Annotated in this window: 19 protein-coding genes; 8 read left to right on the forward strand and 11 right to left on the reverse strand. The window is 61.8% G+C overall.

The window, feature by feature from the left end; all coding sequences use genetic code 11:
* Positions 1-621 (forward strand): sugar transferase, encoded by a 621-nt coding sequence (locus OVY29_RS04280; RefSeq protein WP_235211582.1) that lies wholly within the window; start codon positions 1-3, stop codon positions 619-621.
* Between the two features lie 12 nt (positions 622-633).
* Here the strand turns inward: OVY29_RS04280 and OVY29_RS04285 are convergent, their stop codons facing one another.
* Complete coding sequence (locus OVY29_RS04285) at positions 634-1,812, reverse strand: DegT/DnrJ/EryC1/StrS family aminotransferase (RefSeq protein ID WP_037556982.1); 1,179 nt, start codon at positions 1,810-1,812, stop codon at positions 634-636.
* A 55-nt stretch (positions 1,813-1,867) separates the two neighbouring features.
* Positions 1,868-3,088, reverse strand: coding sequence for a glycosyltransferase family 4 protein (locus OVY29_RS04290; RefSeq protein ID WP_037556981.1), 1,221 nt, complete (start codon positions 3,086-3,088; stop codon positions 1,868-1,870).
* 233 nt (positions 3,089-3,321) lie between these two features.
* On the opposite strand from OVY29_RS04290, the gene OVY29_RS04295 reads away from it, so the two are divergent.
* The 3 genes from OVY29_RS04295 (at position 3,322) to OVY29_RS04305 (ending at position 6,670) form a co-directional block, all read left to right on the forward strand.
* A complete protein-coding gene (locus tag OVY29_RS04295; RefSeq protein WP_037556980.1) occupies positions 3,322-4,314 on the forward strand; it encodes a glycosyltransferase family 4 protein in 993 nt (330 codons plus the stop codon).
* Positions 4,311-5,666: a hypothetical protein gene (locus OVY29_RS04300; RefSeq protein WP_037556979.1), complete on the forward strand. Its 1,356-nt coding sequence runs from the start codon at positions 4,311-4,313 to the stop codon at positions 5,664-5,666. The genes OVY29_RS04295 and OVY29_RS04300 overlap by 4 nt, the downstream gene beginning before the upstream one ends.
* Positions 5,667-5,758: 92 nt before the next feature.
* Positions 5,759-6,670 carry a class I SAM-dependent methyltransferase gene (locus OVY29_RS04305; protein WP_052182412.1) on the forward strand — a complete coding sequence of 304 codons (912 nt, stop codon included), beginning with the start codon at positions 5,759-5,761 and terminating at the stop codon, positions 6,668-6,670.
* 436 nt (positions 6,671-7,106) lie between these two features.
* Here the strand turns inward: OVY29_RS04305 and OVY29_RS04310 are convergent, their stop codons facing one another.
* Positions 7,107-7,457, reverse strand: a complete 351-nt coding sequence (locus tag OVY29_RS04310; RefSeq protein WP_313911012.1) for a hypothetical protein — start codon at positions 7,455-7,457, stop codon at positions 7,107-7,109.
* 384 nt (positions 7,458-7,841) lie between these two features.
* On the opposite strand from OVY29_RS04310, the gene OVY29_RS04315 reads away from it, so the two are divergent.
* Positions 7,842-8,075, forward strand: coding sequence for a hypothetical protein (locus OVY29_RS04315; RefSeq protein WP_037556978.1), 234 nt, complete (start codon positions 7,842-7,844; stop codon positions 8,073-8,075).
* On the opposite strand, the gene OVY29_RS04320 is transcribed toward OVY29_RS04315, so the two are convergent.
* From OVY29_RS04320 to rfbC, 8 genes are read right to left on the reverse strand one after another with little or no spacing between them, the layout of a single operon-like run.
* Positions 8,072-8,911, reverse strand: a complete 840-nt coding sequence (locus tag OVY29_RS04320) for a glycosyltransferase family 2 protein (protein WP_037556976.1) — start codon at positions 8,909-8,911, stop codon at positions 8,072-8,074. The genes OVY29_RS04315 and OVY29_RS04320 overlap by 4 nt on opposite strands.
* A 13-nt stretch (positions 8,912-8,924) precedes the next feature.
* Positions 8,925-10,079, reverse strand: a complete 1,155-nt coding sequence (gene wecB / locus OVY29_RS04325; protein WP_313911013.1) for a non-hydrolyzing UDP-N-acetylglucosamine 2-epimerase — start codon at positions 10,077-10,079, stop codon at positions 8,925-8,927.
* Entirely contained in the window at positions 10,076-11,215 is a 1,140-nt protein-coding gene (locus OVY29_RS04330) for an NAD-dependent epimerase/dehydratase family protein (protein WP_037556973.1), read from the reverse strand. The genes wecB and OVY29_RS04330 overlap by 4 nt, the downstream gene beginning before the upstream one ends.
* Complete coding sequence (locus OVY29_RS04335; RefSeq protein WP_037556972.1) at positions 11,212-12,240, reverse strand: polysaccharide biosynthesis protein; 1,029 nt, start codon at positions 12,238-12,240, stop codon at positions 11,212-11,214. Before OVY29_RS04335 ends, OVY29_RS04330 begins: the two co-directional genes overlap by 4 nt.
* 33 nt (positions 12,241-12,273) lie before the next feature.
* On the reverse strand, positions 12,274-13,143 hold the full coding sequence (gene rfbA, locus OVY29_RS04340; RefSeq protein WP_037556970.1) for a glucose-1-phosphate thymidylyltransferase RfbA: 870 nt from the start codon (positions 13,141-13,143) through the stop codon (positions 12,274-12,276).
* The gene (gene rfbD, locus OVY29_RS04345; RefSeq protein ID WP_313911014.1) at positions 13,143-14,036 is read right to left on the reverse strand and encodes a dTDP-4-dehydrorhamnose reductase; all 894 of its coding nucleotides are present in this window, start codon (positions 14,034-14,036) and stop codon (positions 13,143-13,145) included. The genes rfbA and rfbD overlap by 1 nt, the downstream gene beginning before the upstream one ends.
* Positions 14,033-15,106, reverse strand: coding sequence for a dTDP-glucose 4,6-dehydratase (rfbB, locus tag OVY29_RS04350; RefSeq protein WP_037556968.1), 1,074 nt, complete (start codon positions 15,104-15,106; stop codon positions 14,033-14,035). The genes rfbD and rfbB overlap by 4 nt, the downstream gene beginning before the upstream one ends.
* Before the next feature lie 16 nt (positions 15,107-15,122).
* Positions 15,123-15,695, reverse strand: a complete 573-nt coding sequence (gene rfbC / locus OVY29_RS04355) for a dTDP-4-dehydrorhamnose 3,5-epimerase (RefSeq protein WP_037556967.1) — start codon at positions 15,693-15,695, stop codon at positions 15,123-15,125.
* Between the two features lie 314 nt (positions 15,696-16,009).
* Between rfbC and OVY29_RS04360 the strand changes: the two genes are divergently transcribed.
* From OVY29_RS04360 to OVY29_RS04370, 3 genes are all read left to right on the forward strand, one after another.
* Complete coding sequence (locus tag OVY29_RS04360; protein ID WP_037557149.1) at positions 16,010-16,660, forward strand: acetyltransferase; 651 nt, start codon at positions 16,010-16,012, stop codon at positions 16,658-16,660.
* Between the two features lie 221 nt (positions 16,661-16,881).
* Complete coding sequence (locus OVY29_RS04365; protein WP_037556966.1) at positions 16,882-18,345, forward strand: protein adenylyltransferase SelO; 1,464 nt, start codon at positions 16,882-16,884, stop codon at positions 18,343-18,345.
* 70 nt (positions 18,346-18,415) lie between these two features.
* On the forward strand, positions 18,416-19,609 hold the full coding sequence (locus OVY29_RS04370) for a nucleotide sugar dehydrogenase (protein ID WP_037556965.1): 1,194 nt from the start codon (positions 18,416-18,418) through the stop codon (positions 19,607-19,609).
* The last annotated feature ends 43 nt before the right edge of the window (positions 19,610-19,652 follow it).

A 19,652-nucleotide genomic window follows, 5' to 3' on the forward strand; every position in this document is an offset into this window, starting at 1 on the left:
GTGATCAAGCGCCTTATCGACATCTCCGCGAGCGTCTTGGCGCTGATCTGCTTGTCGCCCATTCTGCTCCTGGTCGCGCTGCTGGTCCGGACTCGGCTGGGGGCGCCCGTCCTGTTCCGGCAGGAAAGGCCGGGCAAGATGGGCAAGCCCTTCCGTATGATCAAGTTCCGGACAATGACCGATCGGCGCGACGCCGACGGCCAATTGATGTCCGACGCCGATCGGCTGACGCCGTTCGGGCGCTGGCTGCGCACGACGAGCCTCGACGAGCTTCCCGAACTTTGGAACGTATTACGCGGCGACATGAGCCTCATCGGCCCCCGGCCGCTTCTGATGCAATATCTGCCGCTCTATTCAAAAGAACAGTGGCGGCGGCACCATGTGCGCCCCGGGGTGACGGGCTGGGCGCAGGTTAACGGGCGTAACGCTCTGAGCTGGGACGAAAAATTTGCGCTCGACGTATGGTACGTTGATCATCACAATCTGTGGATCGATTTCAAAATCCTGCTACTGACGGTCAGGCGGGTGATCGGGCGCGAAGGCATCAGCGCTGCTGGCGATGCGACAATGCCGGTCTTCACCGGGATCCCGGCCGATCCACGACGCGCTCCGGACGGTTGACCGTCCCGGCGCTTACCGGCTCGCTTCCTCGAACACCGAGGTAACCACAGCCAGAATTCGCGCCAGCTCTTCATCGGTGATCGTCGGGTGGCAGAGAAACATCAGGCTCGTTTCGCCAAGTTCGCGCGCGACCGGAAAGCGTTGTGCGGGCCGGAACGGCGCATCGTCGAAAGCTCGCTCCAGATAGACCTCGGAGCAGCTTCCGTGCATTACAACAGCGCCGCGCTCGACGCAAGTGGCAACAATGCGATCGCGCGACCAGCCGGCCTTCAGACCGTCGGGCCGGACATAGGCATATTGCCGGTAATAGGCATGGGTCATCGCTTCCGAAGGTTCAGGCACGCGAACGGCGTCGCCAAAGGGCGCCAGAGCGGAAGCGATCGCGCGGGCAATTGCGGTTCGGCGGGCCGTCCATTCCTCCATCCGCGTGAGTTGGATACGGCCGACGGCCGCTTGGACTTCGAGCATTCGCCAGTTGGTGCCAAAGCTTTCGTGAACCCAGCGAAATCCGGGGGGATGCTGGCGGTTATAGACGGCATCCCAGCTTTTGCCGTGGTCCTTGAACGACCACATGATATCCCACAAACGTTCGTCGGCCGTCGTGACCATGCCGCCTTCGCCGCCGGTGGTCATTATCTTGTCCTGACAGAAGGACCATGCGCCGACATCGCCGATGCTTCCGACGCTTCGCCCGCGGACCTTGGCGCCATGCGCCTGTGCGCAATCTTCGATGACGTGGATGCCGCGATCGGCCGCCAGGTCCATGATGCCGTCCATGTCACATGGCCAGCCACCGAGGTGGACGGGAACAATCGCACGCGTGCGATCAGTCAGAACTGCCGCGATGCTGGCGGGATGGATGTTACCGCTGTTGAGGTCGACATCGGCGAATACGGGCGTCGCGCCGGCATTCACCACGGTCGATACAGATGCGATGAAGGTGCGGGGGGTGACGATCACCTCGTCGCCCGGTCCGATATCCAGCGCTTTCAGTGCTAGATCGAGCGCCAGCGTCCCGTTGGCGAGCGCGATCGCCTTGGGGCTGCCGCACCAGCGCGCGAATTCGGTCTCAAAATTCCGCCCTTCGTCGCCGGTCCAGTAATTGACGCGATTGGAGAGGAGGAGGTCGCGAACCCGATCGGCTTCTTCGTCGGAAAAGCTTGGCCATGGGGATATGGGGGCGTTAAGCATGGCGCGTCTCTTATGGCAAAGATGACTTGCTGCCAATGACCTGATCGCCGTGTGTTCAGCGATTGGAAGCCGCTACCGCGCGCAGCCATCGGGCGGTCTCGTCTACGGCGCGTTCCATCGCGAGATTCCGGTCGTAAAATACGCGCCCCTTCCGGCTCATCTCGGCGCGGCTTTCATCGGATAGCGCCGCGATTTTCCCGATCGCCGCCGCCATGGAGCCCACGTCTTCGGGCGGGCAGACGATAGCTGCGCCCGATTCCTGCAACATCCCCGCGGCTTCACCCGAAAGCCCGGCCAGGATCGGTTTGCCGACCGAAAGATAGTGCTGCAGTTTCGATGGAATTGTGACGTCGTAGAGGCTTTCGCCATTCAGATGCAGAACCAGCGCGTCGGCGCGATCGAATATACGATCCATCTTCGCCCGGCTGACGGGACCGTGCAGGAAAATATCGCCCGAGCCGTCGGCGGCAATCTGCTGTGCCAGGCGGTCGCGTTCGATCCCGTGTCCGAACAGGTGCAGCCTGACTTTGCCGTTCGCCGTGCGCGCGCGAATAAAGGCGTCGACGACATAACCGAGGCTTTGCGCCTGTCCCAGATTTCCGCCGTAGACGAAGTTGATGGTGTCATCGTCCCATCCGTCGATCGCAACCGGCGGCTCGGAGGGCGTCGCGGGGACATGGGTCGACCAATTGTATAGGCGGTGGAGCTTTTCAGGCGGAACCCCGCGCTCGGCCAGCCGCGCCTTCATTCCGTCCGATTGGGCGATCACGAGCGCCGCTCGCCGATAGACGAAATCGCAAATCTTCCCGAGGATCGATGGGATCGCCTTACCGCCCATGCCAGAGGCCAGCACGCTGTCGGGCCACAAATCCTGTATTTCGACGATAAACGGGCGCCGGTAGACCGCGCCGAAAATCGCTGCCGCGAGCGCCGGGGTCACCGGCGGATGATAGACATAGATCACATCGAAGCGTCGAGCCGTGAAAAGGCCGAAGATCAGGCTCGACAGGAAGAAACTGGCATAGTTCAGAATACGTCCGATCGCCGAACGATCGTGCGACGGCCAGATGGGCAGGCGATGAACCTGGAAGGGCCATTGCCGGTCGCGCTGGTAGGGCTTGATCCGGTACCCCGGGTACAGCTTTCCGCCCGGATAATTGGGAAATGCCGTCGCGACCTCGACCTCCATGCCTTCGCCAATAAGGGCGGCGGCGAATGACGCCCCTTTGAAGGCAGGTTCGGGTTCGAACCACTGGGTAAGGAAAAGGACGCGCACGAGAGGGGAGCTTTGCAACGGGATATCTGCCGCGTGCCTAGCTTTTCGGTCGGGCGCTGGCAACCGATAGCCGCTCGCAGCCGGTGGCGTGTCAATCATTGCTTGGCGCGCTCTTCCCGAATGGCTATGGGCGCCACTCGCGAGCGACACGCAACAATGGCCCAGAATTCCCGCCGATGACCAACCAAGATATTCAAGGGCGAACAACGGGGGCGCCAGATGCGGACGGCGGTGTGCGTCTCCTCCTCTATGCCGCCGTTCCCGATCCAGCCATGCTGAAGCAGGGCTTCTATGCCGCCGAGGTCGAGGGTCTGTTGCGGCAGCCTTCGGTGGCGGAGGTGCGCGTCACCAATCGTCTCGGCGATGTGTGGTGCATGTCTTTTGATGGCTTGGTCTGCTATTTCTATTCCTATTCGGCGGCGGCTGCGCTTCTCGCGCGTTTGCGCGGGAAGCCCGTTGTCTCGACCGGGGGCGCAGAACAGGTCCTCCGCTCGATGGCACCCAGCCTGTCGATGTTCCTCGTGCGCATCATATTGTTCTATTTCACCTTGCTGTTCGCCAATCGCATCCTCGCGACATCGTCGACCGACTACCGCGAGATGTGCAAGATCGGCTGGTTCCGCCGGTCGGCAATCCGGTTGAGCTTTCATGGCGCCGATGCGGTCGGCCGTATCGATCCCGCGAACTTTTCCGCCCAGCGATTGCCCGGTTCGCTGGTTACCATCTGCGGGATGGACACCGCGGAAAATATCCGGCGCAAGGGGCTATTGCGCGCCATCGACCTGTTGGCGCGGGTGCGCGAACGGCATCCGGATGCCCGCCTCGTGGTGATCGGCCGCACGACCTGCGCGCATATCGCCCGCGATCATGCGGCGCGCCTTTCCTGCGAGGATGCTGTCGATTTCGTCGGCTATGTTTCGGAGGAAGAGAAGATCCGGCTGCTTCGGACATCGCGCTATTATGTGCAATTGTCCGAATATGAGGGGTTCGGCATCGGGGCGCTCGAGGCGCTCGCGATGGGCTGCCAGGTCGTCCACAGCAATGTGGGAGGCTTGCGCGACAGCGTTGCCGGATATGGCCTGGTCCTGCCGCTCGACGGGATCGCCGAATTCGACACAATGGCGCCGTATACGATCGGAGACTGGTTCCAATTCGAGCAGCATATGGCGCAGTTCGGCGTCGACCGGCGTGCGAACGCGATTTTGGACGCGCTTGGCTGCCGATGATCCGCCAGCGCAGCCTTCGAGCCAATTCGCTGTCCAGCCTTTTCGCGAGCGGCGGGGTGTTCGCCATTACATTGGCCATGCCCGCGGTCCTCTCCCGATCAATCAACGCCGCGGACTATCAGATATATGCGACGGCAATGGCGTTTCTGCCGCTTGCGCTGCTGCTCTCGCAGTCCTTGCGAAATTGCGCCGGCAGCGCGTTGATCGTCGTCATGCAAAGGGCTGAAGGGGCCGATGTCGCGCGCGCTTATCGTCGTATCGTTCTGCTGGTGACGGGCCTGGTCCTTGCCGGGGGCGTGTTGGTCACAGAGTTTCTGCGGTTCTTTTCTTTGGTCGGAGATCTCGATCAAGGGCTGCTCCGCTTCGGCATCTACTGCATCTTGATCAATGTTTCGGGAATCGGTTTCTCGCTTCTCGTCACCGGGCCTGCGACCGCCAGCCAGGACTTCGTGCCCGAAAACCTGCTCAAGCTTGTTCCGCCGGCACTCCTACTGGCGCTCCTCGTCGCGATCTTCGTCAGTTCGCCGGGCGATGAGCTATGGTGGATATTCGCGGCGGTTGCCGTGAGCCCTTGGCCGTTGTCAGGATCGTTGATGCTCCGCTATCATGGCGCGGTGGGGCGTTGGTTCGTCACCAGCCAAGCCGGAACGAAGCGCGTTCCCGATCCGCTGACCCCGAATGCCATTTTTCGCTTTTTGGCCGTGTCGTCGGCCTCGGTGGGGTGGTGGAACCTGACCGCCTATTTCGCGACGTCGATCACCGTCGCCGTGGTGGCGTTGATCTTGCCCGGCGATGTCGTCGCATTCGGCATGGTGTTCAGTCTTATCGGTCTGTTGTCGGGTGGATTGATTGCCATATCTGCGCCGATTGCGTCGCGGGTCGCTTCGATCCCGCTTGACGATACCCCGGCCCGGATCGCCGTTTTCCGGCGGTTCAATGGCTATTTCATCCTCTACATCGTGGCGGTCGCCCTGTTCGTGCTGCTCGTTCCCGTACGGATTTTCGAACTCTGGGTCGGCGCCCAATATGCTGGGTCCGTTCGAACGATGTTGTTGCTGTTGCTTCCGGCCACTGTATTGCGGTTGCAGACGATGTGCTTCACACTATTCGTGATGAGCGTCGGCCGGCAAGCGACGCTGTGGTTGAGTCCGATGATCGAGGCGATTGTCGCAACCTTGGCGAGCTTCCTCCTTGCGCCGTTAATGGGGATAGAAGGTATCGCGTTGGCATTGACACTTTCTGCTGCACTCCGGCTAGCAATGACGCTGTTCCATGATATCGGACTTAATCAGGATGTTTTTCCAATAAGGTGGAACGATTTGTTCGTTGTGCTGGTGCGTGCACAAAAATGACTGATCTCGTTTATTCCCGGCCAAATCAGTGCGGCGCGTGCGGCGCCCCATTGCACCCCTGGCTGTCGGGTGTCCGCGACAGAGTATATGGCGTGGGCGGCGACTGGGACCTGTTTCGGTGTGGTAATGCCGCATGTGCCGCGGCGTATCTCGACGCCCGCCTGACCGGCCAACAACTCGCAAGCTTCTATGCGACATATAGCACCCACAGCGACCCGGTGCTGGCCGTAAGCGGCGCGAAGCGCGGCTTCCGACGGGCGATCGAATGGTTCTTACATCGGAGTCTGGGCTACCGCCGTCCCGATGCGTCGACCGCGACTTCGATATTGGCGCGGTTCTTTCGCGTGATCCCCTTGCTGCGTCACATGGCGTCGTTGCGGGTTTTTTGGCTGCCCTATGTCGCCAAAGGCAAGCTGGTCGAAATCGGCTTTGGAAACGCGCAGACTCTCCTGCAAATGCACGACCTCGGCTGGGATGTCGAAGGCATTGAGTTCGACACTGTCTGTGTCGACAAGGCCCGCGCATTTGGACTTCGCGTGGGGGAGGGGGACTTCCTCGCCCAGAATTATGGCGATTGCAGTCTCGATGCCGTCGTTGGCAGCCATGTGATCGAGCATGTTCCCGATCCAGGCGAGTTGATTGCTGCCATCCACGACAAGCTTGCGCCCGGAGGACGGATGGTTCTGATCACGCCCAATGGCAAGTCGCTGGGATGCCGGTTGATGGGCGCATACTGGCGCGGCTTGGAAGCCCCACGGCACCTGACGATTCAGACTCCGGGTTCGCTGATCCGCCATGCTGAGCGGGCCGGATTTCGGACCGTCAAGCTGTTCGGCACGCCGTTGGGTGGGGGGATATTACAACAGAGTGTGCAAATCCGGCAGGGCAAACCCGTCGGCCCCACGGGACGGATCGCTCAATTATTCTGGGCGATCATCGCGAGCGCCATCCACCTGGTTCGACCCAAGGCATCTGATGAAATTGTCCTGTTTTGCGAGAAATAGGCTGAAAACTCTGCCCCGAATTTGACTCCGTGCTGGAATCGTGCAGGCATGACTCTGCCCGGCCGTGCGAAATTCGTTACATTTGTTGCAGGGGCAACCGGTCCTGAATCGCGTTCGGCTCCATTTCGGCTTGCACAGGACCGCCCCCGGGGCGACTAACCCGCCGCATGACCTATCGCTCGTCGATGTGCCTGTTTCTGTTCGTGACACTCGTCCTGTTCGCGATGGGTTATGTGTTTCGATATTTTTTCTTACCACACTATCTGGGAGCAACAGCTCGCAGTCGCCCGAATATCTCGACCGGCAGAACGTCAACATCGTCCCTTTGGGTTCTGGGATAATGATATGCTCGGCGATCTTCGCAACCTATTGCATTATTCATATCGCTACCACGCGATCGGTCGACCGCCAGCCCGCCCAACTATATCAGGTTAACCTATTGGGCATTGCAGCGCTGGGCGGGTTCATCGTTGCTAACCTCGCGGTGCGAGCGCAATATGGGCCGGCGCTCGGACAGGAAGCTGCGGCTGATGCGGGATTCATTTTCGGGACGCTCAACTATTGCACCCAATCCAACCTGATCCCGCCGTTGATCCTGCTCGTCATGAGGTGGCATGGCGGCATCAGGACGAGGTTCATTGTTATCTTGGTATTGTGCACCCTGGCTGCCTTCTTCATCATCCTGTCGGCGATCACGACCAGCAAGGCGGGCATGCTCTTCTTTCGCCCAGCTCATGATGCTCATGTATCTGACCGAACAGAATCTCCTGAAATATCCGATGCGCATCACGTGGGCTTGCTGGCGACTTGGCGTTTATCATCGGCTCGTGGCTTCGCGCCGAGGCATCCGGCGCGGGGGATTTGCGATATGGGTGTCGCTTTAGTACGGGCATTTTTCCGACACGCTGTTTTAGGTCGTCGGGCTTTTCGCCAACCGCATCCCGGGCGTGGAGGGGCTGGCCCTTTCGTGCGGGATCGGTTGCGACTCGCTTCCCCGATCTCATCTACCCTCGCTCGCGCGATCCGCGGCAGATATCTTCACTAACGACATTATTCGCGTCCGGTGGGCGAACGATTTCGGTTCGCCCGGCCTCGTTGGTCGCGCCGTCCTCCTGACGGGTTTGTGGGGTGGGGTGGCGTTTGGTTCGGTGCCAAATCAATTTGCTCGACGATGGACCGGTTTCGTTTCAGCGCCGCTGCATCCGCCGCGTTCGTGTGCGGTATTCTGCGCATCATGCTGGAGGATGCTTGGTACTGGGTCGATTTCGTCACAATGATGGTAGGCGTGATCGCGACCGAAGCGGTGAGCAGGCTGCTGATCGCGCGAAAATCCAGCAAAAGCGACAGCGAATTGCGCTGCAACCTACATAATGGTCTTGATCCCACCCACGATAGTTTGGTCTAGGCGGCTTTCAATGCTCGGAAGCGGACGAAATCTTTGTCTATCAGCGCTTTGCCGAGAAATTTCAGCCGCAACAGCATAAGCGCGATCGCCGGGTGGGAATGATGCTTGCGGAGCCACAGTCCCTGCGAGCGATAATGCCAGAGGTAGCGCTGGACGGGGATGTCAGCCGAGCTGGTCCCCGCGCGGTGCACCACGCGGGCTTCGGGTGCAATCGCGATGCCGAAACCGGCGGCCCTGATACGCATAGCGAGGTCGGCATCCTCCCAATACATGAAAAAATCCTCGTCGAAGAGCCCGGCACGGCACAGTGCGTCGGCGCGGATGAGCACCGAAGCGGCGGTCACCCAGCTATAGCGATGCGCGGCGAGATCGGCGGGGCCGAAGACAGTGCCGCAGCTCATCAGCCAGGGGCGCATCCAACTTCCAGAATGATCATGTTCGGGATGGTCGGGGTCGGTCATCCATGATCCGATCATGCCCGACTTCTCGCCATCCTCGTCCGCCCGGGCGATGAGCGCGGCAAGGCAATCGGGGTCGGGGCGGGCGTCGTTGTTGAGCAGCCAGATAAAGTCGGACCCATCGCCCACCGCTTCGCGCAGGGCGCGATTGCAGCCGCCTCCGAACCCCAGATTCTTCTCGTTGGCCAGCAGTACGACGCGCGGGTCGCCCGACAGCGCGGCCTGCATCCGCTCCATCGAATCGTCGCCGCTACCATTGTCGACGACATAGATGCGCCGCGGCGCGAGCGTTTGCGTCTGCAGGCTGTCGACCGCAGCCAGCGTTTCGGCGGGCGCGCGCCAGTTGACGATGACGACCGAGACGCTGGCTTCGGACACGGCGGCGAACCGATCAGATATAGTCGTGCATCCGGATGCCGTCCCACTGGTTCGACAGCCGTGCGGTTCCGAGGATCAGCTTGGCGACGCGTTCGCTGGTGTTCGCGATCTGATAGTCGGCGGGGACTACGGGCGGAATTCCCGCAGCGACGCGCTCGGCGTGCAGCTTCACCGCGGCGGCGATCGATTCGAGCATTGCCTGCTGGTCGAGCCCGGTGACGATGATGTTGCCGGTGTCCATCGCTTCGGGACGCTCGATCGCGTCGCGCGGGGTGATCGCGGAGAAGTCGAGGATCGAGCTTTCCTCAGCGATCGTACCGCTGTCCGAAATCGCGCAATGCGCGTGCATTTGCAGGTTATTGTAATCGTGGAAGCCGAAAGGCTTCATATATTGGACGCGCGGGTCGAGGGTGATGCCCTCGAGCGCCTCCAGCCGGTTGCGCGTGCGCGGGTGGGTCGAGACGATCACGGGCTGGTCATAGGTTTCGGCAAGCGCGTTCAGCGTGCCGACGAGCGCCGCCAGCCGCTCCTTGCTGTCGACATTCTCCTCGCGGTGCATCGAGACGATGAAATAGCCGCGGCGCGTCAGGCCAAGGCGCGACAGGATGTCCGACGCCTCGATCTGCGGGCGGTAATGGTCGAGGACCTCCTTCATCGGCGATCCGGTCAGATAGACGCGGCGATGCTGCATCCCCTCGCTCAGGAGGTGGCGGCGGGCATGTTCGGTGTAGACGAGGTTGAAGTCGCTGATATGGTCGACGAGACGGCGGTTCGTTTCCTCGGGGACGTTGCGATCGAAGCTGCGGTTGCCCGCTTCCATATGATAGACGGGGATCTTCATCCGGCGCGCCATGATCGCTGCGATCGCGCTGTTCGTATCGCCGAGGACGAGAAGCGCGTCGGGGCGGTTCGCCTTCAGCTCCTTTTCGGTCTCGATCAAAATGCCGCCGAGCACGGCGCCGAGGCTCGATGTATCGACACCGAGAAAATTGTCGGGCTTGCGCACGCCAAGGTCGCTGAAGAAGACCTCGTTGAGTTCATAATCCCAGTTCTGCCCCGTGTGGACGATCCGGTGATCGGTCAGCGTGTCGAGCCGCGCCATCACGCGCGACAGGCGGATGATCTCGGGCCGGGTACCCAGAACGGTCGTGACCTTGAGCTTGCTCACTGTTTTTCGGTCTCCAAAAGCACCGCGTCGGCATAAGTGTCCGGGTTGGCGGGGTCGAACAGCCGGTGCGACCAGAAAAAGGTCACGACGTCGCTGTCGGTGTCATTGACGATATGGTGGGTGTGCAGCGGCGGCATGTCGATCGCGACCGGTTCGTCGCCCGACACTTCGAAGCTGTGGACTTCGTCGGTCAGCACCTTGCGGATGCGGATCGTCGCCTTGCCCGACACGACGAGGAATCGTTCGACGAGGTTGGTGTGGAAATGATCGCCGCGGCGCATCCCCGGCCGCGTGGTCGAAAGGAAGGTCTGCGAACCGGCAAGCGACTTCGCCGATTCAAACAGGCCGCCGCGCGCGTCGCTGTTGAGCTTCATACGCATCGGATAGTGCGCCGGATAACCACCGGTCCGGTAGCTGTTGAACAGCGCAAGGTCGAAGGGATCGCCGAGGTCGGGAAAGATGTTCGCCTGATAGGAGCGGTGAAAGGCCGCGAGCCGGTCATAGAGCGCGACGATCGACATCTCGCGCCCGGCAGGGGCGATCGTGCCCGACTCCCCCGCGAGGCCCTTTGCGGTGGCGAGGTTCGCGGCCTCGCCTGCATGGAACAGGGCGACCTTGCCCTCGGGATTGATTGTCGGTTCCTGCCCCGCCCAGATCTGGTCGATCAGCGTCGCGGTGACATTGTTGTAATAGGGGCGGGCGCATTCGCCGAAGATGTGCGGCAGGATCAGGTTGGTGAACCCGGCGCTTGCGGCTTCCAATATCTCCGCCGCGCGTTTCTTCGACCGGCCATAGGGCGTGTCTAACCCGGCGTGAGTGCTGTTGGCATAGACGATATGCGGCCGCGCGCCGGTGCGCGCAATGCTGTCGGTGAGCGCCGTCGCGATCGCCGGGTTGCCGGTTTCGACTTCGTCGCCGCGGTTGACCCCCGCGAAGTGGAGGATGACTTCGACATCGGCGATGGCGGCGTCGCGCGCCATATCGTCGCCAAAGGTCTCGCGCCCCAGCTGGACGAGCTCGAACGGCTCGGCCTCGCCGCGATAGCGCGCCGCGCAATTGGCGGCGTGCAGGCGTGCGGCCGCATGCCATCCCAGCAGTCCGGCTGCGCCGGTGACGACGACCTTGCGGCCCGTCATGCGTGCCACGACGCCAGTTCGGCCTGCACCTCGCCGAGCGTGAGCAGTAGTTCCTTGACGCCCGCGACATCGAGCCGCTCGGCGTTGTGCGAGTGGAAGTCCTCCTGCACGGGGCTGATATCGTCGCCTTCGCTGAAATAGGCCGAATAATTGAGGTCGCGGCCGTCGAGCTGGATCCGCCAATAATCGCCGAGGTCCTCGGCGGTCGACAATTCCTGCGCGCTCGCCAGCGTTTCGGCGAGCTTTTCGGCGTGGCGCCAGCCGATCACTTCGACCGGATAATCGGGAGCGTCGAACAGCTCCTTCAGCGCGGTCACGAGGTCGGCGATCGTCGCAGCAGGCGCCTTGCGGACGAACAGGTCACCCTGGCGCGCATGCGCGAAGGCAAAGCGTACAAGGGCGACGCTATCGCGCAGAGGCATAAGGAAGCGCGTCATTTCGGGCTCGGTCACCGTAATCGGGCGGCCTTCTTTGATCTGCTTGATGAACAGCGGGATGACCGATCCGCGCGAGTACATCACATTGCCGTAGCGGACGCAGCTGATCGTGGTCTTTGCCTCCGGGCCGACTTCGCGCGCCGCCGCATGAGCAAGCTTTTCCATCATCGCCTTGGAAATGCCCATCGCATTGATCGGATGGACCGCCTTGTCGGTCGACAGGCAGACGAGGCTGCCGACCCTGTGCTCGACCGCCGAACGGATCACATTTTCGGACCCCAGCACGTTGGTGCGCACGGCTTCGAGCGGGAAGAATTCACACGAGGGCACTTGCTTCAACGCCGCGGCGTGGAAGATCGCGCCGACCCCTTTGACCGCGCGATCGACGCTGCCGCGGTCGCGGATGTCGCCGATGAAGAAACGCACGCGCGGATCGCGCAGGTCGTTACGCAGCGCATCCTGTTTTTCCTCGTCGCGGCTGAGCACGCGAATTTCGCGGTCGCTCACCGCGAGCAGTTCCCGCAAGATCGTCTTGCCGAACGAACCGGTGCCACCGGTAATCAGAATCGGGCTGCTATCGTCGGACAATGATTGTCACTCCCTGCGAGGTATCGGCGTGGTTCAGTTCTGGTCGGCCAGCGCGAGGATGTTACGGCCATATGCCGTCTTTTCCATCAGCTGGCCAGATTTACGCAATTGGTCGGTATCGATGAAGCCTTGGCGGAACGCGATTTCCTCGAGGCAGCCGATCATATGGCCGGTGCGGTTCTGGATCACGCGGACGAATTCGGACGCCTCGACGAGGCTGTCGTGGGTGCCCGTGTCGAGCCAAGCGTAACCGCGGCCCATCTGTTCGACATAAAGCTCGCCCAGTTCCATGTAGAGGCGATTGAGGTCGGTGATCTCCAGTTCGCCGCGCGCCGACGGTTTGATCTGGCGCGCGAGTTCGACGACGCGGTTGTCGTAGAAATAAAGACCGGTGACCGCGAAGTTCGATTTGGGCTGCGCGGGCTTCTCCTCGATGCTGAGCGCGCGGCCCGCATCGTCGAGCTCGACGACGCCATAGGCGCGCGCATCGGCGACCTCATAGGCGAAAACGGTGGCGCCCGTCTGGCGGCTCCGCGCATTGCCGAGCAGAGTCTGGAAACCCGCGCCGTAGAAGATATTGTCGCCGAGCACGAGCGCCGCCGACTGATCCTCGATGAAGTCGGCACCAATATGGAAGGCCTGCGCCAGCCCCTCGGGCTTCGGCTGGACGGCATATTCGATGCGCAGCCCCAACTGGCTGCCGTCGGCGAAAAGCCGGCGATAATTGTCGATATATTCGGGCGAGGAGATGATCAGTATCTCGCGAATCCCGGCGAGCAGCAGCGCCGACAGCGGGTAATAGATCATCGGCTTGTCATAGACCGGCAGCAACTGCTTGTTGATCGCCAGCGTCGCCGGATGGAGACGGGTGCCCGAGCCCCCGGCCAGAATGATTCCGCGCATTATCGATGCTCTCCTGAATTCAGTCGTTCGTCCAATATCGCATCGACGGCGTCGCGCCATGGGCGAAGGGTGAGACGGAGGTCGGCGCGCAGCTTTTCGGTCGCCAGCCGCGCGTTGGCCGGGCGCCGTGCGGGCGTCGGATAGTCCTGCGTCGTGATCGGTTCGAGCCGCGGCGTCTTGCGGCCTGCCGCCGCGCTACGGTCGAAAATATGCCGGGCGAGATCGTACCAGCTCGCATCGCCGCCGTTGACGGCATGCCAGGTCTCGCCGGTCGCCGTATTGCTGTCGACGATGGCGAGCAACACTTCGGCGAGGTCGGCGGCGTTGGTCGGCGAGCCGTGCTGATCGGCGACGACGCGCACGAGGTCGCGCTCTTCGCCGAGCCGCAGCATGGTGTTCAGGAAATTGGCACCGCCCGCGCTGAGGACCCACGCCGTGCGGACGATGGCGTGGCCGCGGGGTGCGGCCTGCCGTACCGCCGCTTCGCCCGCTGCCTTGGTCGACCCATAGACGCCGAGCGGCGCGATCGGATCGGATTCCAGATAGGGTGCGTCCTTCGTGCCGTCGAAGACATAGTCGGTCGACACATGAACGATGGGGATATCACGCGTTGCGGCCAGCTCGGCGAGGATGCCGGGGGCTTCGGCGTTGATGGCGTGAACGAGGGCGGCTTCGCTTTCGGCGCGGTCGACCGCGGTATAAGCGGCGCAGTTGATGATCGCGCGCCAGGAACCCCGGTCGACGAACGCCCGGAGCGCAGCGGGATCGATCAGGTCGCATTCGGCTCGGCCGGGCGCGACGACGGCCACCCCGTTACGGCGGGCCAGCGCGGCGACGGCGCCGCCGACCTGTCCGCTGCCGCCGGTGACAAGGAGGGGATGCGCCGCGGTCATGCCGAAACCGCCGCGCCCAGCCTTTCCCCGCGATAGCTGCCCGAGAGGATGTCCCGCCACCAGCCTTCATTGTCGAGATACCAGCGGATCGTTGCCGCGATGCCGGTTTCAAAGCTTTCGGTCGGCTGCCAGCCGAGTTCGCGTTTCAGCTTGCCAGCGTCGATGGCGTAGCGGAAGTCATGCCCCGGCCGGTCGGCGACGAAATTGATCTGCTCGCGATAGCTGCGTCCGTCGGCGCGCGGGCGGAGCTGGTCGAGCGTGTCGCAAATGACCTCGACCACCTGCAAGTTGGTGCGTTCGCTGTTGCCGCCGATCATATAGCTTTCGCCGACCTTGCCGCGCTCGAACACCGCGCGGAGCGCGCGGACATGATCGTCGACGAACAGCCAGTCGCGGACATTGTCGCCGCGGCCATAGACCGGCAGCGCCTCGCCCGAGAGGCATTTGATGATCATCAGCGGGATCAGCTTTTCGGGGAAATGGTAGGGGCCGTAATTGTTCGAGCAATTGGTGACCAGCGTCGGCAGCCCATAGGTGTGGTGCCAGGCGCTCACCAGATGGTCCGACCCCGCTTTCGACGCCGAATAGGGCGAACGCGGGTCATAGGCGGTCTCTTCGGTGAAGAAGCCTTCGGGTCCAAGGGCGCCGAACACCTCGTCGGTCGAGATATGGTGGAAGCGGAAGCGATCCTTCCGGGTCTCGGGAAGGCCGCGCCAATAGTCGGTCGCTGCCGAGAGCATCGAAAAGGTACCGACGATGTTGGTTTCGATGAAGGCACCGGGGCCATCGATCGACCGGTCGACATGGCTTTCGGCTGCGAGGTGCGTGATAATATCGGGCCGGACCTCGGCCAAGAGATCGACGACCAGCGCGCGATCACAGATATTGCCGTGGACGAACTCGAAGCGGTCGTTCCTTTCGGCTATGGGCAGCGATGCCTTGTTACCCGCATAGGTTAGGGCATCGAGCACGACGACGCGATAATCGCTTTCGGCGACGAGGTGACGCGCGAGCGCCGATCCGATGAAGCCGGCGCCGCCGGTGATCAAGATGGTGTGGGGGGAGGTCATTAGGGGGAACCGTTCGTCAGGGGTGAAGCGGCAACAGGGGTGAGCCGTCATAGGCAAAATCAAGGTCGGCGTCGGCGAGCAGCGGCAGGATCGCATCCTTCGCGGACAGGACGGCGTCGGTCGCTCCGGCTGCGGCGAGTGGCCAGTCGATGCCGAGCGCCGGATCGTCCCAGCGTATGCCACCTTCGGTTTCCGGCGCATAGAAGTCGTCGACCTTGTATGCCACCTCGCAATCGCTTTCGAGCGTCATGAAGGCGTGGCCGAAACCCCCCGGGACAAAGAGTTGATGGCCGTTGTCGGCGGAAAGCTCGGCGCCGACATGCTGGCCGAAAGTCGGGGAATCGGGACGAAGATCGACGGCCACGTCGTAGATGCGACCGCGAAGGCAGCGGACCAGCTTCGCCTGCGCGTGCGGAGCGCGCTGAAAATGGATGCCGCGGATCGTCCCCGGCGGCGCCGAATAGCTGTGATTGTCCTGAACGAAGGTCGCTTCGACGCCAAGGTCGAGATAGCGGCGCTCGTGATAGGTTTCCATGAACCAGCCGCGCTCGTCCGCAAAACGTCTGGGGGTCAGGAGGATGACTGTCATGAGAATTGGAATCCAAGGCATAGATACGCCAGAGGCCTTTAACGCGGCCATCCATGCTGGCCAGCGAAAACTGAACATGACGGCCGGCTCGTCTGTATCATTATACATCGCGTTGGATTCACTTTTCTAGCGAAGCCTTTGGACATTTTTTCTTTGGCGCCGGATTTCCGCGCCGTTTCGCCGTATCTTTCGAACAGCGCGGTTGCGACGGGCGAAGGGATCGTGCATTCACGCCGCCGCATCTGGATTCACGGAGCTGTCCCATCGAAGCATTCGTTGCGATGATCGTTTCGATGTCATGAATGGAGCAAATGATGAGTCGGCTGATCGGAATTTATGGAGCCAGTGGCTTCGGACGCGAAGTGATGTCGGTGGCGCGCGAGCAATATGCGCAAAGCAATAAGCGGCTGGTTTTCATCGACGATAATGCGGCAAATTCTGACGCACGGGTCAACGGCTACGATGTCCTGACATGGCAGGCGTTTGTCGAGCAGGCAGATGACGGAGCTGCCGTCGCGATCGCGATCGCAGATGCGGCGGTACGCGAAAAGTTGATGGCTCGCTGCGCCGAGGCGGGGATCGCGGGTTGCGACATTCGGGCCGCCAATGTGGTGACGGGCGACAATATCACGATCGGCGAAGGGGCTATTCTGCAACCCTTCGTCATCCTGACATCCGATGTCCGGATCGGCCGCGCTTTTCATGCGAATATCTACAGCTATGTCGCGCATGACTGCGTCATCGGCGATTTCGTAACGTTTGCTCCCGGCGTCAAATGCAATGGCAATGTTCATATCGAGGATCGCGCCTATATCGGGACCGGGGCCATTCTCCGCCAAGGGACGCCCGGCAAGCCGCTCGTGATCGGTTCGGGAGCGACCGTCGGAATGGGGGCTGTCGTTACGAAAGATGTACCGGCGGGCGTCACCGTGATCGGAAATCCGGCTCGCGTCATGGAAAAATAATAGCAGAAGGCGGTTGGCGCAAAGGTCGTCTTGGGTGGTTTTCGATTCTGCTTCGGTTGCGCTGGTCAATCCGGGGTGGCGCGTCCGGTCAAAGATGTGCCGATGGCATTTTGCCGCCTAGCCCATTTTGCGCGCGCTTTGGGTGAATATGACGCGCGCTCCATTTGGTGGCTGCAGCGTTGCGCTTGCATTTTTGAGGTCAACGCTCGACATGGAACGTCATGGATTTTGCGTTCCAAAATAGTTTCTACAATAGCATGGAGGGCTTTTACGCGCCGGCCGAGGCTGCGAAACCGTCGTCACCAAACCTCCTTATTTTTAATCATGCATTGGCTGTAAATCTCGGCGTGGACGCGTCGAGCGCCGGCGATGAAGAACTTGCGCGATCTCTCTCGGGTGATTCGCTGCCCGAAGGCGCGAGCCCGCTCGCATTCGCCTATGCCGGGCATCAATTCGGCCATTTTTCGCCGCAGCTCGGTGACGGGCGGGCGCTGCTGCTCGGCGAAATCGTCGCGCCCGGCGGCGCGCGCTTCGATATCCAGCTCAAGGGTTCGGGGCCGACCGCATTTTCGCGCAACGGGGACGGCAAGGCGGCAATGGGGCCCGTCTTGCGCGAGTTTCTGGTTTCTGAGGCGATGGCCGCTATGGGTGTGCCGACGACGCGTGCGCTCGCGGCGGTGGCTACCGGAGATCGCGTCCAGCGTGAGCGCGTGCACCCTGGCGCCGTGCTTACGCGTGTCGCGAGCAGCCATATCCGCGTCGGAACCTTCCAGTTCTTTGCTGCGCATTTCGGCGCCGATCACGTCGCGCAGTTGTCGGCTTACAGCATCCGCCGTCACTTTCCCGACCTTGTCGATGCCGCGAACCCTTCGCTCGCGCTGCTCGATCGGGTTATCGGACTACAATGCGAGTTGGTGGCGCATTGGCTCGGTATCGGCTTCATCCACGGCGTGATGAACACCGACAATGTCGCGATCAGCGGCGAAACGATCGACTATGGTCCCTGCGCCTTCATGGACCGCTTTGCGGTGAACACGGTGTTCAGCTCGATCGATGCCCATGGCCGCTATGCCTATGGCCACCAGCCGCAGATCATGCACTGGAACATGGCGCGCTTTGCCGAGGCGCTGCTGCCGGCGATCCACCGCGTGTCGCCCGAGGATGTCGAGGCGGCGAAGGCGATCGTCGATGCGATACCGGGCCGGTTTCGTGCCAGCTGGCATGCGAAAGTCAGGCAGAAGCTGGGGCTGAGCGGCGATGGCGCCGACGATAGCGAGTTGATCGACGGCCTGTTCGACGAACTCGAAACGCACAGCGTCGATTTCACCGCCTTCTTCCGCGCGCTCGCCATGCTGCTGCGCGGCGACGGCGCGATGCTCGAAAGCCTGCTTCCCAGCGCCGATGCGATGGCGCCGTGGATCGCCGCATGGTGGGACAGGATCGCACTCGACAGCAGTGGACCGATCGTGCTGGCCGCGGCGATGGATGCGGTGAACCCGCTCTACATCCCGCGCAACCACTTGGTCGAGGAGACGCTAGAGGCGGCCGAGGCTGGCGATCTCGCGCCGTGGCTTCAACTGCTCGGCGTCGTCCGCCATCCTTATGAAGTTCGTCCGGGACTCGAGCGCTTTACGCTCCCGGCGCCAGCCGATGCGGGGCCCTACAAGACCTTTTGCGGCACCTGAGGCGGTCGCGGTTGAGCCCGTTCATCGAAGTTGCTAGGGACGGCGCCGCATCACCCAGAGGATTAAATCATTGGCCCCTGCATCTGTTTCGCCCGTCAAGATCGCCGTGGTCGGCACAGGCTATGTCGGCATTTCCAACGCGATCTTGCTGGCGCAGCATAACGAAGTCGTTGCGCTAGACATCGACGTGCGCAAGGTCGAACAACTCAATGCGAAGCAGTCGCCGATCGCCGACGCGGAGATCGAGGATTATCTGGCGAACCGGCCGCTGAACCTCGTCGCGACGACCGACCGCGACGCGGCTTATACCGATGCGAATTTCGTCGTGGTCGCGACGCCGACCGATTATGATCCCGACACCAATTATTTCAACACAAGCACGGTCGAGAAGGTGATCGCCGACGCGCTGGTCAAGGCGCCCGACGCGCTGATCATCGTCAAATCGACTGTGCCCGTGGGTTTCACCGAACGGATGCGCGCCGAACTCGGCAGTGATGCGATCGTCTTTTCGCCCGAATTCCTGCGCGAAGGGCGCGCGCTTTACGACAATCTCTATCCCTCGCGGATCATCGTCGGCAACACGCACCCGCGCGCGGCCGATTTCGCGCGGCTGCTGCTCGAAGGATCGCTGAAGCCCGATGCCGCGATCCTGCAGACGGGCAATACAGAGGCCGAGGCGATCAAGCTGTTCGCCAACACATATCTTGCGATGCGCGTCGCCTTCTTCAACGAACTCGACACCTATGCCGCGGCGCACGGTGTGGACTCGCGCCAGGTGATCGAGGGCGTGTGTCTCGACCCCCGGATCGGCAGTTTCTATAACAATCCTTCCTTCGGCTATGGCGGCTATTGCCTGCCCAAGGATACGAAGCAGATGCTCGCCAATTACAAGGATGTGCCGCAGAACCTGATCCAGGCGATCGTGTCGTCGAACACGACGCGCAAGGATTTCGTCGCGGCCGAGGTGATCAAGCGAGCGCCTCGCATCGTCGGCATCCATCGGCTCGCGATGAAGGCGGGGTCGGATAATTTTCGCGCCAGCAGCATTCTGGGCGTGATGAAGCGCGTCAAGGCGAAAGGGATCGAGGTGATCGTCTATGAACCGCTGATCGAGGAGGATCTGCTGTTCAATTCGCGCGTGATCCGCGATCTCGCCGCCTTCAAGGCCGAGGCCGACGTGATCATCGCAAACCGTGTGACCGACGATCTCGCCGACGTCGCGGACAAGGTTTACAGCCGCGACCTGTTCGGCGCCGATTCCTGATTGTTTCCCCTGACGCAATTCGCCGCATCGCCGGGAACTGTCC

Source organism: Sphingopyxis sp. SE2 (assembly GCF_032227185.1).
Classification (GTDB): domain Bacteria; phylum Pseudomonadota; class Alphaproteobacteria; order Sphingomonadales; family Sphingomonadaceae; genus Sphingopyxis.

Excerpts from the sequence above, each read along its gene's own strand:
- OVY29_RS04285 (WP_037556982.1), bottom strand. The coding sequence starts at position 1,812 with ATGCTTAACGCCCCCATATCCCCATGGCCAAGCTTTTCCGACGAAGAA.
- OVY29_RS04300 (WP_037556979.1), top strand. The coding sequence starts at position 4,311 with ATGATCCGCCAGCGCAGCCTTCGAGCCAATTCGCTGTCCAGCCTTTTC.
- OVY29_RS04310 (WP_313911012.1), bottom strand. The coding sequence starts at position 7,457 with ATGCGCATCGGATATTTCAGGAGATTCTGTTCGGTCAGATACATGAGC.
- OVY29_RS04315 (WP_037556978.1), top strand. The coding sequence starts at position 7,842 with ATGGACCGGTTTCGTTTCAGCGCCGCTGCATCCGCCGCGTTCGTGTGC.
- OVY29_RS04330 (WP_037556973.1), bottom strand. The coding sequence starts at position 11,215 with ATGACGGGCCGCAAGGTCGTCGTCACCGGCGCAGCCGGACTGCTGGGA.
- rfbA (WP_037556970.1), bottom strand. The coding sequence starts at position 13,143 with ATGCGCGGAATCATTCTGGCCGGGGGCTCGGGCACCCGTCTCCATCCG.
- rfbD (WP_313911014.1), bottom strand. The coding sequence starts at position 14,036 with ATGACCGCGGCGCATCCCCTCCTTGTCACCGGCGGCAGCGGACAGGTC.
- rfbB (WP_037556968.1), bottom strand. The coding sequence starts at position 15,106 with ATGACCTCCCCCCACACCATCTTGATCACCGGCGGCGCCGGCTTCATC.
- rfbC (WP_037556967.1), bottom strand. The coding sequence starts at position 15,695 with ATGACAGTCATCCTCCTGACCCCCAGACGTTTTGCGGACGAGCGCGGC.
- OVY29_RS04360 (WP_037557149.1), top strand. The coding sequence starts at position 16,010 with ATGAGTCGGCTGATCGGAATTTATGGAGCCAGTGGCTTCGGACGCGAA.
- OVY29_RS04365 (WP_037556966.1), top strand. The coding sequence starts at position 16,882 with ATGGATTTTGCGTTCCAAAATAGTTTCTACAATAGCATGGAGGGCTTT.